Genomic DNA, 15836 nt, shown 5'->3' with positions numbered 1-15836 from the left:
GGGTGGCCGCCGCCGACCCGCCCCGCCCCCGCCCGCACGACCGTGGAAGGAGCCGCACCGTGGCCCTGGACCCGCAGTTGCTCGAGATCCTCGCGTGTCCCGACACGCATCACGCCCCCCTGGACTACGACGCCGCCGGGCAGACGCTGACCTGCACGGAGTGTGGCCGGATCTTCGAGGTCCGCGATGACATCCCGGTCCTCCTTCTCGACGAGGCGCGGGGCGGGCCGGGCGGTCCGACCGGTCCCGACGGGGCGGGCGGCGCGGCCGTGCGGGAGAGCGAGTGATGGGAACGCCCGTCGATGGCACAGCGGGGGTGCGTGGCCGACGCACCCCCGATGAGGCGTTGCTGGACGACGCGGAGGCGTTGTACGAGAACGATCCCGGCGGCATGCTGCGGTTCACCGCTTCGGCCGGCGCTCAGGTCCGCGAGTCGGCGGCGTTGGCCGCCGAGGCCAACCTTTCGGTCCTCGCCGACGAGGGGCGTCCGCGCGCGGTGGTGATCGCCGGCATCGGCACGGCGGGACGCACGGGCGACGTACTCGCGACGGTCGCCGGTCCGCGCTGCCCCGTACCGGTCATCGCGCACCGTAGCGCGGGCGTGCCGGGCTGGGTCGGCGCGGCCGACGTGGTGATCGCGGTCAGCGCCTCGGGCCGTAGCCCGGAGGCGCTCGGCGCGGCCGAGGCGGCGGCGCGGCGCGGCGCGCGCCTGGTCGCGATCGGCGCTCCGGACTCGCAGTTGCAGTCCGTCGCGGAGGGAGCCCGGGCGCCGTTCATCCCGGTGCCCCGTCGTGCGCCGGCCCGGGCGAGCCTCTGGGGCCTGACGGTGCCGGTGCTGCTCGCCGCCCGGAGCCTCGGGTTGGTCAAGGTCAATGAGGCGGACCTCGCGGAAACCGCGGCGCGGCTGGACGCGGACGCCGACCGCTGCCGCCCGACGGCCGAGTCCTTCGTCAACCCGGCCAAGTCGCTTGCGCTGGGGCTGGCCGGCTCGGTGCCGATCGTCTGGGGGTCGTCGCCGGTGGCCACGGTCGCGGCGCGCCGTTTCGGCGACACCCTGTCGGCCAACGCGCGCTACCCGGTGGTCGCCGGCGCGCTCGGTGAGGCCGGCCGTGGGCGGGTGGGCCTGCTGGACGGCGTCTTCGGCGGCCTGGTCGAGTCGTCGCGGGACATCTTCGCCGACCCGGAGGACGAGGTGGACGCCACGCGGCTGCGGGTCGTGCTGCTGCGCGACGGCGGCCTCAACGCCGACGACGACACCGACGAGCCGCTCGCGGTCGAGGAGCGGCGAGCCGACGCGTTGCAGACCCTCGCCGAGCGGCGTGGGGTGCGCTGCGACGTGGTCACCGCCGAGGGCGGCTCCACCCTGGAGCGGCTCGCCTCGCTCATCGCCATACCCGACTTCGCCTCGATCTACCTTGCCCTGGCCCACGGACTTGACCCGATGGCAGTGCCGGCCGTCACCGAAATGAAGGAGTTGTCGAACCAGTGAGCGCAGGTGGGGGAACCAAGGCGATCGTCGCCGCGCTGATGGCCAATCTGGGCATCGCCGTCACCAAGTTCATCGCCTGGGCGTTGACCGGATCCTCGTCGATGCTCGCCGAGTCGATCCACTCGGTGGCCGACTCGGGCAACCAGGCGCTGCTGCTGCTCGGCGGCCGCCGGGCGCAGCGTCAGGCCACTCCGCAACACCCCTTCGGGTACGGCCGTGAGCGTTACATCTACGCGTTCATCGTCTCCATCGTGCTGTTCAGCGTCGGTGGCCTCTTCGCGCTCTACGAGGCGTACCACAAGTGGCACGAAGGGGGCGGGATCACCGAGTACCAGTGGGTGCCGGTGGTCGTGCTGGTCATCGCGATCGCGATGGAGAGCTACTCGTTCCGGACCGCGATCGTGGAGTCCAACCGCATCCGTGGCAACACGTCGTGGAAGAACTTCGTCCGCCGCGCCAAGGCCCCCGAGCTCCCCGTGGTGCTGCTCGAGGACCTGGGCGCGCTGGTCGGTCTGGTGCTCGCCCTGTTCGGCGTCAGCCTGACGCTGATCACCGGTAACGGCAAGTGGGACGCGGCCGGCACGGCGTGCATCGGCGTTCTGCTGGTGGTCATCGCGATCATCCTGGCCGTCGAGACCAAGAGCCTGCTGCTCGGCGAGGCCGGGACTCCCGAGCACGTACGGGCGATCGAGAAGGCGATCACGGACGGGCCGGAGGTCGAGCGGATCATCCACATGCGGACCCTGCACCTCGGTCCCGAGGAGTTGCTGGTGGCGGCGAAGATCGCCGTGCGGCGCTCCGACACCGGCGAGGACATCGCCCGCAACATCAACGAGACCGAGGTGCGGATCCGTCAGGCGGTGCCGATCGCGCGGGTGATCTACCTGGAGCCGGACATCTACAGTGCGCGGCGCGCCGCGGGCGAGGCCGACGCCACCGGTGTCCGGGCGACCGGCGCCGGGGATCTGACCGGGGCGGAGGCATCGGCCAACGGTGCCGGCCCGGCCCAGGGCGGCACCGCCCCGCACGTGGGCTGACCGTGGAGCTGTTGACCTGCCCGATCCGCACCTATGCCTGGGGTTCGCGGTCCGTCATCGCGCAGTTGCAGGGGCGCCCGGTGCCGAGCGACGGCCCGGAGGCCGAGCTGTGGATGGGCGCCCACCCCGGGTCGTCCTCCATGGTGCAGCGCGACGGTGACCCGGTGAGCCTGGCGGAGTTGATCGACGCGGCGCCGCGGGAGTGGCTCGGTGCGGACGTGGTGGCCCGGTTCGGACCGCGACTGCCCTACCTGTTGAAGGTTCTGGCGGCGCAGACGCCGCTGTCCTTGCAGGCGCATCCCGACGCCGAGCAGGCACGTCAGGGGTACGCCGTCGAGACGGCGGGCGGTGGGGACGGGCAGCGCAACTACGCGGATCCGCACCACAAGCCGGAGTTGCTGGTCGCGGTGACGCCCTTCGAGGCGCTCTGCGGCTTCCAGGATCCGCGGCTCTCCGCCGCCGCCTTCGAGGCGTTCGGGGTTCCCGCGCTCGATCCGGTCATCGCGGTTCTGCGTACGGGTGTGGCGGGGCTGCGCACCGCGGTGCACGCGCTGTTGACCTCCCCGGCGGAGGATCGGGCCGCTCTGGTCGCCGCCGTCGTGGCGGCCGAGCCGCCCGCCCGGTTCGCCACCCAGGCGACGCTCGCCCGCCGGTTGGCCAAGGAGTATCCGGGCGATTCCGGCGTGCTGGTGGCGTTGCTGCTCAACCACGTGGTCCTGAACCCCGGCGAGGCGATCTGGATGCCCGCGGGCAACCTGCACGCCTACGTGCACGGAGCCGGCGTGGAGATCATGGCGGCCAGCGACAACGTGCTGCGTGGTGGTCTCACTCCGAAGCGCGTGGATGTGCCCGAGCTGCTGCGGGTGCTCCGCTTCGAGGTGATGCCCGACCCGGTGGTCCGGTCGGTGCAGGTGTCGCCGGGGGTGCGGACCTGGCCGGTGCCCGTCGAGGACTTCGCGCTGCACCAGCTGCGACTGGACGCCGCGGTGCCGCGGGTGCGGTTGTCGGTGGCCGGTCCGCGGTTGGTGTTCTGCCTGAGCGGCGCCATTTCGGTGGACGACGGCACGCGTGCCGTGACGATCCCCGCGGGGTGCGCCGCGGTGGGGGTTCCGTCGGAGACGCCGTTGACGATCTCGGGCGACGGGGAGGCGTACGTCGCGTCCGTCGGTCTCCGCTGACGCCCGATCTCGGGGATTTCACGCTGGTCTGGACACCCATTTCGGAAATTTCTGGAAACACTTGACATTGCCATTGCGCAGTGTGATTCTTTTGGCGCGCAGCGTTATCACGATGACGATCGTGACGGACGCGCGGGAGATCCAAACCGGGGGGATGCGCGGGGCGGTCGGGGGTTGAGCGGAAGCGCTCGCCACCTGCCGCCCCGTGCGCTATTCCGCGGTCGCCGCGTCGTCTTCTCCTGCCTTGCTGTGCCGTCGTCGGCTGCCGCCCCGCCGTGGCGGCGTAAGGTGACTGGTTGCGCAGGATTTCCGTCCGACAGGAGCTTTCTTGATGACCAGCAGCACCCTTCCGGCGCCCGCAGGCCGCGCGTCGACCCAGGGCCGTCCCCGCACCGTCGCCGAAGGCGACTACAAGGTGGCCGACCTGTCGCTCGCGACGTTCGGGCGGAAGGAGATCGACCTCGCCGAGCACGAGATGCCCGGCCTGATGGCGATCCGTCGCGAGTTCGCCGCGACGCAGCCGCTGCGTGGGGCGCGCATCACCGGTTCGCTGCACATGACGATCCAGACCGCGGTCCTCATCGAGACGCTCTGCGCGCTCGGCGCCGAGGTCCGCTGGGCCTCGTGCAACATCTTCTCCACCCAGGACCATGCCGCCGCGGCCATCGTCGTCGGCTCGGAGGGCACCCCCGAGGCGCCGGCCGGCGTGCCGGTCTACGCCTGGAAGGGCGAGACGCTCGAGGAATACTGGTGGTGCACCGAGCAGGCGCTGTCCTGGCCGGACGGGCAGGGTCCCAACATGATCCTCGATGACGGCGGTGACGCCACGGTGCTCGTGCACAAGGGCGCCGAGTTCGAGGCTGCCGGCGCGGTGCCGCCGGTGGAGAGCGCCGACTCCGAGGAGTACGGCGTCATCCTGCAGCTGCTGCACCGCTCGCTCCGCGAGGACAACGGCCGGTTCACCCGGCTCGCGGCCGGCATCAAGGGCGTGACCGAGGAGACGACCACCGGCGTGCACCGGCTCTACGAGATGCAGCAGGCCGGCACGCTGCGTTTCCCGGCGATCAATGTCAACGACTCGGTGACGAAGAGCAAGTTCGACAACAAGTACGGCTGCCGCCACTCGCTCATCGACGGCCTCAACCGCGCCACCGACGTCCTCATCGGCGGCAAGGTCGCGGTGGTCTTCGGCTACGGCGATGTGGGCAAGGGCTGCGCCGAGTCGCTGCGGGGTCAGGGCGCGCGCGTCATCGTCACCGAGGTCGACCCGATCTGCGCGCTGCAGGCGGCGATGGACGGCTACCAGGTCGCGACCATCGATGACGTCGTCGAGAGCGCGGACATCTTCGTGACCGCGACGGGCTGCTTCAACGTCATCACCAACGAGCACATGGCGCGGATGAAGCACCAGGCGATCGTCGGCAACATCGGCCACTTCGACAACGAGATCGACATGGCCGGGCTGACGAAGCGCTCGGACGTCCGGCGGATCAACATCAAGCCGCAGGTCGACGAGTGGAAGTTCGACGACGGGCACTCGATCATCGTGCTGTCGGAGGGCCGGCTGCTGAACCTCGGCAACGCCACCGGACACCCCAGCTTCGTCATGTCCAACTCGTTCGCCAACCAGACCCTCGCGCAGATCGAGCTCTTCACGAAGACCGACGAGTACCCGATCGGGGTCTACACGCTGGCGAAGCACCTCGACGAGAAGGTGGCCCGGCTGCACCTGGACGCGCTCGGCGTCAAGCTGACCCAGCTGACCAAGGAGCAGGCCGGCTACCTGGGCGTGCCGGTCGAGGGCCCGTTCAAGCCGGAGAACTACCGCTACTGATTGATCCGCGCACCGGGCCGGCCGAGAAATCGGTCGGCCCGGTCGTCTTTCTCCGGTGACGGCTGACGCCGACCGCGCGCACCGGCGTCAGGGTTGTCCGCGCCGCGGCCGGACCCAGGTCCAGACGCAGTAGGCGAGCCAGGCGACCGCGATCGCCGTCGCCAGCGGTCGGAGTTTGAGCGCGTTCAGCGTGATGATCACGGCCAGCACGATCAGCCACGGCACGAAGGGCTTCATCGCCGCGATCGTGTCACACCTCGGCGAGCGGGGGAGGGCCGCCGGTTGTTCCGGGGGTTACAGATCCCTGACTTGACTTGGGAACCGGTATCGGGGGAAGGTGTGCCTGCCCTAAGTTAGGGGTAGCTAACCAACTTCCGGAGTTCGGTATGAGCGACAACCCACTCGTCGCCACATTTCTGATCGGCCTGCGCGAAGGTCTTGAGGCCACGCTCGTGGTCAGCATCCTCGTCGCCTTTCTCGTCAAATCTGAGCGGCGCAACCGGCTGCCCTGGGTCGCCCTCGGCGTCGGCGTGGCCGTCGTGCTCTCCGTCGGGTTCGGCGCCCTGCTGACCTACACCCGCACCACGCTGCTCGCCGACTACCGCGACCGGGAACTCTTCGAGGCCGTCACCTCGGTCGCCGCGGTCGTCTTCGTCACCTGGATGGTCTTCTGGATGCGCCGGGCCGCCCGCTCGATCGGCGGCGAGCTGCGCCAGGGTCTCGACAGGGCGATCGCCGTCGGACCGGTCGCGGTCACGCTCTTCGCACTCCTCGCCGTCGTCCGGGAAGGGCTGGAGACCGCCCTGCTCTTCTTCGCCGCCGTGCAGGGCGCGAATGACGACACCGGGCCGATGCTGGCGATCGTCGCCGGCATCCTCACCTCCGTGGTGCTCGGCTTCCTGCTCTACGCCAGCGCCGTGCGGATCAACCTCACCAAGTTCTTTACCTGGACCGGCGCGCTGCTGGTCCTCGTCGCCGCCGGCATCCTCAAGTACGGCGTGCACGACTTCCAGGAGGCTGGCCTGCTCCCGGGCCTGAACAATCTCGCGTTCGACATCACCGGCACGCTCGACCCCAACACCTGGTACGCGGCGCTGCTCGCCGGGATGTTCAACATCACGCCGGCGCCGAGCGTGCTGGAGGTCGTCGCCTGGCTGGCGTACGCGGTGCCCGTACTCGTGTTCTTCCTGATGCCCGCGCGTCGCGCCGCCGCACCGGCGCCGTCCAGCGATCCCGCGACCACGCCGTCCGCCACCCCCGTCGACTCCGCGGCCGCGCCGCGCAACGCCTGAATTTCCAAGGAGATCCGCTGATGCGCACCACCCGCCTCATGGCGCTCGCCGCGGCCGGCGCCCTCGTGACCACTGGGCTTGCCGCGTGCTCCGAAGACGGCAGCGACAGCGGCTCGGCTGCCGGCGGGCCGATCTCGGTCAACGCCACCGACACCGCCTGCGAGGTGGGCAGGACCGATGTCGGCGCCGGCGCGGTCGCCTTCAAGGTGACCAACAAGGGTGCCAAGGTCACCGAGTTCTACGTGTACGCCGCCGGCGACCGGATCATGGGCGAGGTGGAGAACATCGCACCGGGGCTCAGCCGCGACCTGCACGTCGAGCTTCCCGCGGGGACGTACGAGACGGCCTGCAAGCCGGGGATGAGCGGCAAGGGCATCCGCACCGCGCTGAGGGTGAGCGGCTCGTCGGCGCCGCTCACCGACGACGCCGCGCTGGCCGCGGCGACCGAGAGCTACCAGCGGTACGTCAAGAGCCAGACCGGCGCGCTGCTGGAGAAGACGCAGGAGTTCGTCGACGCGGTCAAGGCCGGCGACGTGGCGAAGGCGAAGGCGCTCTACCCGGTCGCCCGCACCTACTGGGAGCGCATCGAGCCGGTCGCGGAGATCTTCGGTGACCTCGATCCGAAGATCGACGGACGCGAGGAGGTAATCGAGGAGGGGATGGAGTTCACCGGTTTCCACCGGATCGAGAAGGATCTGTGGACCACGGGCGACATCTCCAAGGACGGCCCGCTGGCGGAGCGGCTGATGACCGACGTCAAGGAGGTCGTGGCCAAGGCCAACGCCGAGAAGCTCTCTCCGTTGCAGCTTGCCAACGGCGCGAAGGAACTCCTCGACGAGGTGGCCAGCGGCAAGATCACGGGCGAGGAGGACCGCTACTCGCACACCGACCTGTGGGACTTCAGCGCCAACGTCGAGGGTTCCAAGGCGGCCATCGCGGCGCTGCGCCCGGCGCTCGAGGAGCGCTCGCCGGATCTGGTGAAGCAGCTGGACGGCGCGTTCGCCACCGTCGAGACCACGCTCGGCAAGCACCGCGCGGGCGACGGCTGGAAGCTGCACACGCAGCTATCGAAGGACGAGCTGAAGGAGCTCTCGGACGTGATCAACGCGCTCGCCGAGCCGATCAGCAAGGTCGCGGCCGTCGTCGCCAAGTAGCCGGGTTTTCGCGTTGATCAAGGGCATACGCGCGACATTCCGGACACCCGGATGGCGCGTATGCCCTTGATCAACGGAGAGAGGGGTAGGGGAATGGGTAGGTTGTCGCGGCGGCAGGCGATGACGCTCGCCGGTGTCGGGGTCGCCGGGGCCGCGGCCGGGGCCGGGGCCCTGGTACGCGGTGCGGTCGATCCCGCGTCGGCCGGGGACACCCACCTGACCGGCGCCGTCCCGTTCTACGGCGAGCACCAGGCCGGCATCGTCACCCCCGCCCAGGACCGGCTGCACTTCGTCGCCTTCGACGTGGTCACCAAAGATCGCGAGCGGCTGGTCACCATGCTGCGCGAGTGGACCGAGGCGGCCGCCCGGATGACCGCCGGCAAGGATGCCGGCGTCATCGGCGCGGTCGGCGGCATCCCCGAGGCCCCGCCGGACGACACGGGTGAGGCGCTCGGCCTCCCGCCATCGGGCCTGACGTTGACGATCGGCTTCGGACCGTCGCTCTTCCGCGACGCCGACGGGCGTGACCGGTTCGGGATCGCCGCACGCCGCCCCGCCGCCCTGGAGGAGCTGCCACGCTTCCCCCGCGACGCGCTGCAGGCCGAGATCTCCGGCGGTGACCTCTGCGTGCAGGCCTGCGCCAACGACCCGCAGATCGCGGTGCACGCGATCCGCAACCTCGCCCGCATCGGCATGGGCGTGGTGAGCGTGCGCTGGTCCCAGCTCGGCTTCGGCCGTACCTCCTCGACGTCGCGCGTCCAGGCCACCCCGCGCAACCTCTTCGGCTTCAAGGACGGCACGGCCAACCTGAAGGCCGAGGACACCGATCTGCTCCGCGACCACCTTTGGGCGCAGTCCGCCGACGGGCAGTCCTGGATGGACGGTGGGTCGTACCTGGTGGCCCGCAAGATCCGGATGCTGATCGAGACCTGGGACCGCACTTCGCTGGGGGAGCAGGAGGAGATCGTCGGCCGGACCAAGGGAAGCGGCGCCCCGTTGGGTCGGACCGGTGAGTTCGACCCGATCGACCTGAACGCGAAGGGCGATGATGGCGAACCGCTGATCCCCAAGCTGGCCCATGTCCGGCTCGCCCATCCAGACGCCAACAACGGTGCCCGGCTGCTGCGCCGCGGCTACAACTTCGTCGACGGCTCCGACGGCCTCGGCCGGCTCAACGCCGGTCTGTTTTTCATCGCCTACCAGCGCGACCCGCGCAAGCAGTTCGTGCCGGTGCAGACGCAGCTCGCCCGCCACGACGTGATGAACGAGTACCTCCGACACGTCTCCAGCGGGCTCTTCGCCTGCCCCGCCGGCGTACGCGAGCCCGGCGACTTCTGGGGCCGCGCCCTCTTCGTCTAGCCCTCCGCGCTCCGGTGTGGGGGGTCGGGCCACCGCAGCTCGGGCCACCGAAGGCGGGGCCAGCGGGGCAGGCGGCGGGGCACCCACGCCGGGAACCAGAACCACCGCGGCAGCCGTCAGCGCGGCCGCGAGGAGCAGCTCACCGACGGTGAGCGGGCGCAGCGGGAGCGCGCTGGACGGGCCGGGGTGGTCCACGCGTACTCCTGTTTGGAACCTGCGGGTGAGCAGATCAGCGGCCATCGTGGCACGCTGGTGCTGCCCTGGACGAACCCGTCGATGGGCGGCGTGGGCCGCGGTGGTCCACGGCCGGTCGGAACCACGATGATCGTCCGAATTGTCGTACGCGCTGGTGAACGCGGCGGCGGGTCGGGGTGGTGGCGATCCCACGAATGCGAGACGGGATGGAATATTGGTCGCATGAGAGCTCGGGTACTGGTCGTCGATGACGATCCCGCGTTGGCCGAAATGCTCGGCATCGTGCTGCGGAGCGAGGGCTTCCTGCCGTCCTTCGTCGCCGACGGCGAGCGCGCGCTGGCGGCGTTCCGGGAGAGTCGGCCCGATATCGTGCTGCTCGACCTCATGCTGCCCGGCATGAGCGGTATCGACGTGTGTCGGGCGATCCGCACGGAGTCCGGGATCCCGATCGTGATGCTCACCGCGAAGAGCGACACGGTCGACGTCGTCCTCGGCCTGGAGTCGGGAGCGGACGACTACGTGGTCAAGCCGTTCAAGCCCAAGGAGTTGGTGGCCCGGATGCGGGCCCGGCTGCGTCGGGGCGAGGACGTCGCGCCGGAACTGCTCACCATCGGCCCGCCGAGCAACCAGATCACCATCGACGTGCCGGCGCACACGGTCAGCCGGGACGACGAGGAGGTCAAGCTCACGCCGCTGGAGTTCGACCTGCTCGTGGCGCTCGCCCGCAAGCCGCGCCAGGTTTTCACCCGTGAGGTGCTCCTGGAGCAGGTCTGGGGTTACCGGCACGCCGCCGACACCCGACTGGTCAACGTCCACGTCCAGCGGCTGCGCGCCAAGATCGAGCCGGACCCGGAGCGGCCGGAGATCATCCTGACCGTGCGGGGCGTGGGTTACAAGGCCGGCACCGGATAGCGTGGGCGCACTGTGACCCGCCCCCTGACCTCCGCCTCCGCACTCTCCGCCCGCGTGCGCGCCGTCGCGCGTGAGGTGTGGCGTGCCGCGCTGCACCGCGCCTCGGTGCTCGCCATCGGTCTGCACCGGGCGTGGCGGCGGTCGTTGCAGGTCCGGGTGGTCACCATCACCCTGGTCGCGTCGAGTCTGCTGGTCGGCGGATTCGCCTACATGGTGGCGACGCAGAGCAGCAACATCCTGCTCGACAAGGCGGAGACCGACGTACGACGGCGCCTGCAGAGCGGTCGGGACTCCGCCGCCGAGCAGATGAGCATCCACGCCCACCCACGTGACCCGCAGCTCCAGGCCACCTTTCAACGTACGGTGCTCAGCCTCGCCGGCGGCGACCCCGACGAGGTGGGTGGGATGGTGGTGGCCCTCACCGCCAGCCAGTACCCGAACATCGACACCGAGACCTCGCCCCGGGTCGACGCGCGGCACATGATCAGCGGCGAACTGGCCAGGAGCGTCGCGGCCGGCAACCAGGCGCACCAGATCCGCACCGGCGATCTGGGCGAGGGGCGGGCCAAATACCTGGTCTACGGCTCGCCGGTGCCGACCAAGTTCGGCCAGGTGGAGCTCTACTACTTCGCCCCGCTCACCATTCAGGACCAGGCCGCGAGCCAGATCCGGACCACGGTGCTGGTCACCGGCTTCGCCCTGGTCATTCTGCTCGGCCTGCTCTCCGCGCTGGTCACCCGCATGGTGGTCCGGCCCGTACGGGTGGCGGCCCGCACCGCGCAGCGGCTCTCCGCCGGCCTGCTCGACCAGCGCATGGCGGTCAGCGGCGAGGACGACCTCGCGCTGCTCGCGGCCTCGTTCAACCGGATGGCGACCAACCTCCAGCGCCAGATCGTGCGCCTCGAGGAGATGTCCCGGCTGCAGCGACGTTTCACCTCGGACGTCTCCCACGAGTTGCGCACGCCGCTCACCACGGTCCGGATGGCGGCCGACCTGATCTTCTCCGAGCGCGAGGAGTTCACCCCGGCGGTCGCGCGGAGCGCGGAGCTGCTCCAGGCGGAGCTCGACCGGTTCGAGAGCCTGCTGACCGATCTGTTGGAGATCAGCCGGTTCGACGCGGGCTTCGCCGTGCTCGACTCCGAGCCGACCGATCTGGTGCCGGTGGTCCGGCGGACCGTCGACCGGCTCGACAGCGTCGCCCGCCGCCTCGGGGTCGACGTGGAGGTGCACGTGCCGGAGACGCCGGTGATCGCGGAGATCGATCCGCGGCGGGTGGAGCGGATTCTGCGCAACCTGCTCGGCAACGCGATCGAGCACGGGGAGCACCGCCCGGTCGAGGTCACGCTCGGTATGGACGATGCCGCGGTCGCGGTCACGGTGCGCGACCACGGGGTGGGGCTCAAGCCCGGCGAGGAGAAGCTGGTCTTCAACCGCTTCTGGCGCTCCGATCCGTCCCGCGCGCGGCAGACCGGTGGCAGCGGCCTGGGGTTGTCGATCAGTTTGGAGGACGCCCGGTTGCATGGCGGTTGGCTGGAGGCGTGGGGCGCGCCGGGTGACGGCGCGCAGTTCCGGCTCACGCTGCCGGTGCGGGCGGGGGACCGGTTGACGTCGTCGCCGCTGCGGTTGGTGCCGTCCGACTCGGCCGCCCGGGCGGGCGCGGCAGTGGACGGGGAGCCGGGTCCGGCCGCCCCGCTCACCACCGGGGGGAGCCGATGAGCCGGCGGTTGATCGCCGCGGTCGGGGCGGCGGCGCTGGTCGTCGTGCTGGCCGGTTGCGGCATCCCGGACCAGACCGCGGTCGCCGTCGACGGTCAGGGCCCGCCGCCGGGACTGGCCTCGGGTTGGGATTCCGGCCAACGGCCGCCGACCCGGCTGGCGGCGCAGGAAACCGAGATGTTCGTGCTCAACTTCCTCAAGGCCGCCGCCGGGGAGACGGGGGCGCGCGCCGTCGAGCAGATCCGGAACTTCGTCGCGCCGCAGAACCGCGAGCAGGTGAAGGTGCCGAAGCCCGAGGTGGCCCTCAACGTGGTGCGGCTGCGGGAGCGGCCGCAGATCACGGGGGCGGGGGCCGGCGCCGACGAGGTGACGCTCCGGGTGCAGCAGCTCGGTGTGCTCAAACCGAACGGCGCGGTGGAACCGCCGGAGGTCGCGGCGGCCGAATACACGTTCACGGTGGGCTCGGTCGAGGGGGAGACCGGCAGGTTCGTACTCAACCCGCCGCCGATCCTGTTGCTCAGCGAGGACGCGTTGAGCACGTTCTACCTGCAGCGGACCATCTACTTCTGGGATCTCGAGCAGCGGCTGCTCGTGCCCGATCTGCGTTACCTGCCGCTCGCGGTGCCACTGGAGCGGCGCCGCAACGAGCTGCTCCAGGCGTTGCTCGCCGGCCCGTCGACCTGGATCAACAAGGTCGTGCAGGCGATGCCGGCGGGTACGAAGGGGGTCCGCAACGTGCCGGACACCAGCGACGTCCTCAAGATCAGCCTTACCGCCGACGCCGCCCCCTCCGGCGACCCCCGCCAGCTGGAACGCCTCGCCGCCCAGCTGATGTGGTCGCTCTGGCCGGACTTCGGCAAGAGCATCGAGCTGACCATCGAGGGGCAGAACCCGAAGACCTTCCGTGGGGCGGACCTGCTCGTCGCCAACCCGGCGCACGAGTTGGCGCAGACGCCCGAACGGTTCTGCGTCTACCAGGGGCAGGTGCGCCGGCTGCACAGCTCCGGGCGCGCCGGCGACCCGGTTCCGCTGCTCACCGCCGCCGTCAACCGCAACATCGTGTCGGCGGGTCTGACCCGGGACGGTGACGTCACGTCGGTGGCGCTCGTCGTGCAGCAGGGCCAGCGCCGGCAGATCGTGGTCGGCTCGGGCACCGCGCAGGGCGTCGCGTCGTTCCGGCCGCTCAACGGCACCTTCGCCGCGGTCGGCCGTCCCGTCTGGCTGAAGGGGCCCGGCACCATCGGCCTGGTGCCGGCGGACGGCAGGCTCTACCAGTTCCAGCCGGGGAGCGCCGCGCTGACACCGGTGGCCCTGCCGGGGGCCACCGGTGCGGTCACCGCGGTCGGTGTCGCACCGGACGGCCACCGGATCGTCGTCGTCGCCGGCGGCCGGCTCTACGTGGCCGCCCTGACCCGTGGTGACCTGGTCGAGGCGGAGCCCGCGCGGCCGCTCCCCACCTCGCTGCGCAACCTGACGACCGCCGACTGGGCGACCGAGAACACCGTCGTCGTCGCCGGGCGCAACAGCGAGAACCGCTGGGTGCTCTACGACATCACGGTCGACGGGGTGATCGAGACACGGCCACTGCGCGACCTCGGCACCGCCAGCGTCGGTCACCTCGCCGCCTACCCCGGGAGCCCAGTGGGTGGCGGCGCGGTCGGGGCGCGGATGTACGTGGCCAACGGCATCGCGTACGACCTCTTCGGACCCGGCGAGGAGATCAGGGCGGAGGAGATCATCGGAGTGGGCGCCGCCGCCACTCCCGGCCCGACCGCGCGGTCGAGCGGCGCGTCCGCCCCCTTCTTCCTCTACTGAGGGCGCGATCGGGATGTCGGTGGGAGAGGTGTGGGCCGGCCTGACCGACCTGCTGCTGCCGGCGGAGTGCGCGGGGTGCCGGGAACGCGGGGTTCCGCTGCGGCAGGGCGCGTGCGATGCCTGTGTGACGGAGCTGGAGGCGCTGCGGCCCCGCGCGGCACGCCCGACGCCCGCCCCGGCGGGGCTGCCCGGCTGCGTGGCCCTCGGCGAGTACGACGGGGCGCTCCGCGAGGTGCTGCTCGCCTACAAGGAGCGGGGCCGGCACGGTCTGGCGCGGCCACTCGGGACACTGCTGGCGGATGTGGTCGCAGCGGCGGCGGGCGGCGTGCCGCGCGGCGTGCTCCTCGTTCCCGTGCCGGCGACGGCGAAGGCCGCGCGGGCCCGGCACGGTGACCACCTCTGGCGACTGGCCCGGCACGCGGCCGGGCCTCTGCGCCGCGCCGGATGGCCGGTGGCGCTCGCCCGGCCGCTCCGCGCGCTGCCGCGTGCGGATTCGGCGACTTTGGACAGCGCGGGCCGGGCGGCGGCGGCCGCGGCGTCGTTCCGGGTACGCGCGACGCGGATGGCCGGGCTGCGCCGGGTGGCGGCGGGACGGCTGGTGATCGTCCTCGACGACATCGTCACCACGGGTGCGACCCTCGCCGCGGTCAGTGACCTGCTCCGGGATGTCGGGGTACGGGTCGATCGCGCCGCGTTACTTGCGGCGACGCGGCGGAGAGACGTCCGTTAACCCAAACGAGTTGCCCTTTTCGCCTCTTCGAGCCGGATGGGCGAATCTCCTCGAAACGGTCTTGCTCAGGACTGGTGACTCATGGCCGAACAGAGGTTAGCGTCGTCTTCATGGGGGTATGACCGGTGATCAACACCGCCGCCCCACAGCGGAAAGGAGGCGGGCCGTTCGGTAGCACCGGTCGACATCGCCAGCCCAACGGCCGGCCGGCCGGGTTTTGTTTCTGCAGGAGACCGTCCGATCATCTGGAGGTCATGCGTGGATATCGTCGTCAAGGGCCGCAACGTTGAGGTGCCCGACCACTACAGAGTTCATGTCGCCGAGAAACTCACCAAGATAGAGCGTTACGACCACAAGATCATCCGCGTGGACGTCGAACTTTTTCACGAGCGCAATCCGCGTCAGTCCGACCATTGCCAGCGCGTCGAGATCACCTGTGTCTCCCGCGGGCCCGTCATCCGCGCTGAGGCGTGCGCGAAGGACTTCTACGCCGCACTCGACACCGCGATCAACAAATTGGACACCCGGCTGCGCCGCGCCGCCGACCGGCGCCGCATCCACCGCGGACGGCACGCGCCCGTCTCCGTCGCCGAGGCGACGGCCGGCCTCCCGACCGTCGGCTTCGACGAGCCGGCGCTGGTGCCGGAGAACGTGGCCGCGAGCAGTGACGGTGGCTCTGTCGCCGTGCTTGAGCACGGCGTGCTCGAACAGCATGAGGACCAGCCATGGCACATCGTCCGGGAGAAGGAACACCCGGCAGAGCCGATGACCGTCGACGACGCGTTGTTCCAGATGGAGCTCGTCGGTCACGACTTCTATCTGTTCCACGACAAGGAGACCGGCCGCGCCAGCGTCGTCTACCGACGTAAGGGCTACGACTACGGGATCATCTCCCTCGCCTTGTGAAACGGACGGGTTGGGCAGGGTCCGGCCCCGGCGCGCCCTCCGGCGCGAGCGTGGGCGGACATCCGTGACCGGGGCGGGGCGGCAGCCGGCCGCGCAGCGGCTCCGACGGCGTAGGCCCGCCCTTTCCGGTACCCGCTACCAACGCTGTGATTCCGACCTGCCGGGCGGCGCGTCACCCCGCTGACCGCCGTACCGGGAGGAATTCTGCCCTTGAGAGCCG

Annotated in this window: 14 protein-coding genes; 13 read left to right on the top strand and 1 reads right to left on the bottom strand. The window is 70.9% G+C overall.

Annotated elements, in window-relative coordinates:
- The first annotated feature begins 59 nt into the window (after positions 1–59).
- From AB0J06_RS16470 to ahcY, 5 genes are all read left to right on the top strand, one after another.
- On the top strand, positions 60–287 hold the full coding sequence (locus AB0J06_RS16470) for a Trm112 family protein (protein ID WP_357429211.1): 228 nt from the start codon (positions 60–62) through the stop codon (positions 285–287).
- Complete coding sequence (locus tag AB0J06_RS16465) at positions 287–1489, top strand: SIS domain-containing protein (protein WP_357429209.1); 1203 nt, start codon at positions 287–289, stop codon at positions 1487–1489. Before AB0J06_RS16470 ends, AB0J06_RS16465 begins: the two co-directional genes overlap by 1 nt.
- On the top strand, positions 1486–2526 hold the full coding sequence (locus AB0J06_RS16460) for a cation diffusion facilitator family transporter (protein ID WP_357429207.1): 1041 nt from the start codon (positions 1486–1488) through the stop codon (positions 2524–2526). The genes AB0J06_RS16465 and AB0J06_RS16460 overlap by 4 nt, the downstream gene beginning before the upstream one ends.
- A gap of 2 nt (positions 2527–2528) precedes the next feature.
- Positions 2529–3704 carry a mannose-6-phosphate isomerase, class I gene (gene manA, locus AB0J06_RS16455; RefSeq protein ID WP_357429205.1) on the top strand — a complete coding sequence of 392 codons (1176 nt, stop codon included), beginning with the start codon at positions 2529–2531 and terminating at the stop codon, positions 3702–3704.
- A 331-nt stretch (positions 3705–4035) separates the two neighbouring features.
- Complete coding sequence (gene ahcY, locus AB0J06_RS16450) at positions 4036–5538, top strand: adenosylhomocysteinase (RefSeq protein WP_357429203.1); 1503 nt, start codon at positions 4036–4038, stop codon at positions 5536–5538.
- 87 nt (positions 5539–5625) lie between these two features.
- On the opposite strand, the gene AB0J06_RS16445 is transcribed toward ahcY, so the two are convergent.
- Positions 5626–5775, bottom strand: coding sequence for a hypothetical protein (locus AB0J06_RS16445; RefSeq protein WP_357429201.1), 150 nt, complete (start codon positions 5773–5775; stop codon positions 5626–5628).
- A gap of 149 nt (positions 5776–5924) precedes the next feature.
- Between AB0J06_RS16445 and efeU the strand changes: the two genes are divergently transcribed.
- The 8 genes from efeU to raiA all read left to right on the top strand — a co-directional run bounded on the left by efeU (position 5925) and on the right by raiA (position 15616).
- On the top strand, positions 5925–6830 hold the full coding sequence (gene efeU / locus AB0J06_RS16440) for an iron uptake transporter permease EfeU (RefSeq protein ID WP_357429200.1): 906 nt from the start codon (positions 5925–5927) through the stop codon (positions 6828–6830).
- Positions 6831–6850: 20 nt separating this feature from the next.
- A complete protein-coding gene (efeO, locus tag AB0J06_RS16435) occupies positions 6851–7984 on the top strand; it encodes an iron uptake system protein EfeO (RefSeq protein ID WP_357429197.1) in 1134 nt (377 codons plus the stop codon).
- A gap of 93 nt (positions 7985–8077) precedes the next feature.
- Positions 8078–9343, top strand: coding sequence for an iron uptake transporter deferrochelatase/peroxidase subunit (gene efeB, locus AB0J06_RS16430; RefSeq protein WP_357429195.1), 1266 nt, complete (start codon positions 8078–8080; stop codon positions 9341–9343).
- Between the two features lie 417 nt (positions 9344–9760).
- Positions 9761–10450, top strand: coding sequence for an MtrAB system response regulator MtrA (mtrA, locus tag AB0J06_RS16425; RefSeq protein ID WP_357429193.1), 690 nt, complete (start codon positions 9761–9763; stop codon positions 10448–10450).
- 75 nt (positions 10451–10525) lie between these two features.
- A complete protein-coding gene (gene mtrB / locus AB0J06_RS16420) occupies positions 10526–12166 on the top strand; it encodes an MtrAB system histidine kinase MtrB (protein ID WP_357429268.1) in 1641 nt (546 codons plus the stop codon).
- The gene (locus tag AB0J06_RS16415; protein ID WP_357429190.1) at positions 12163–13980 is read left to right on the top strand and encodes an LpqB family beta-propeller domain-containing protein; all 1818 of its coding nucleotides are present in this window, start codon (positions 12163–12165) and stop codon (positions 13978–13980) included. Before mtrB ends, AB0J06_RS16415 begins: the two co-directional genes overlap by 4 nt.
- Before the next feature lie 13 nt (positions 13981–13993).
- A complete protein-coding gene (locus tag AB0J06_RS16410) occupies positions 13994–14710 on the top strand; it encodes a ComF family protein (RefSeq protein WP_357429188.1) in 717 nt (238 codons plus the stop codon).
- Between the two features lie 258 nt (positions 14711–14968).
- Positions 14969–15616, top strand: a complete 648-nt coding sequence (gene raiA, locus AB0J06_RS16405) for a ribosome-associated translation inhibitor RaiA (RefSeq protein ID WP_357429187.1) — start codon at positions 14969–14971, stop codon at positions 15614–15616.
- Positions 15617–15836 lie beyond the last annotated feature (220 nt).

It is taken from the genome of Micromonospora sp. NPDC049679 (genome assembly GCF_040659735.1).
Lineage (GTDB): Bacteria > Actinomycetota > Actinomycetes > Mycobacteriales > Micromonosporaceae > Micromonospora_I.
Note: the sequence above shows the minus strand (reverse complement) of the source record. Positions and strands in the feature narration are given on the sequence as shown.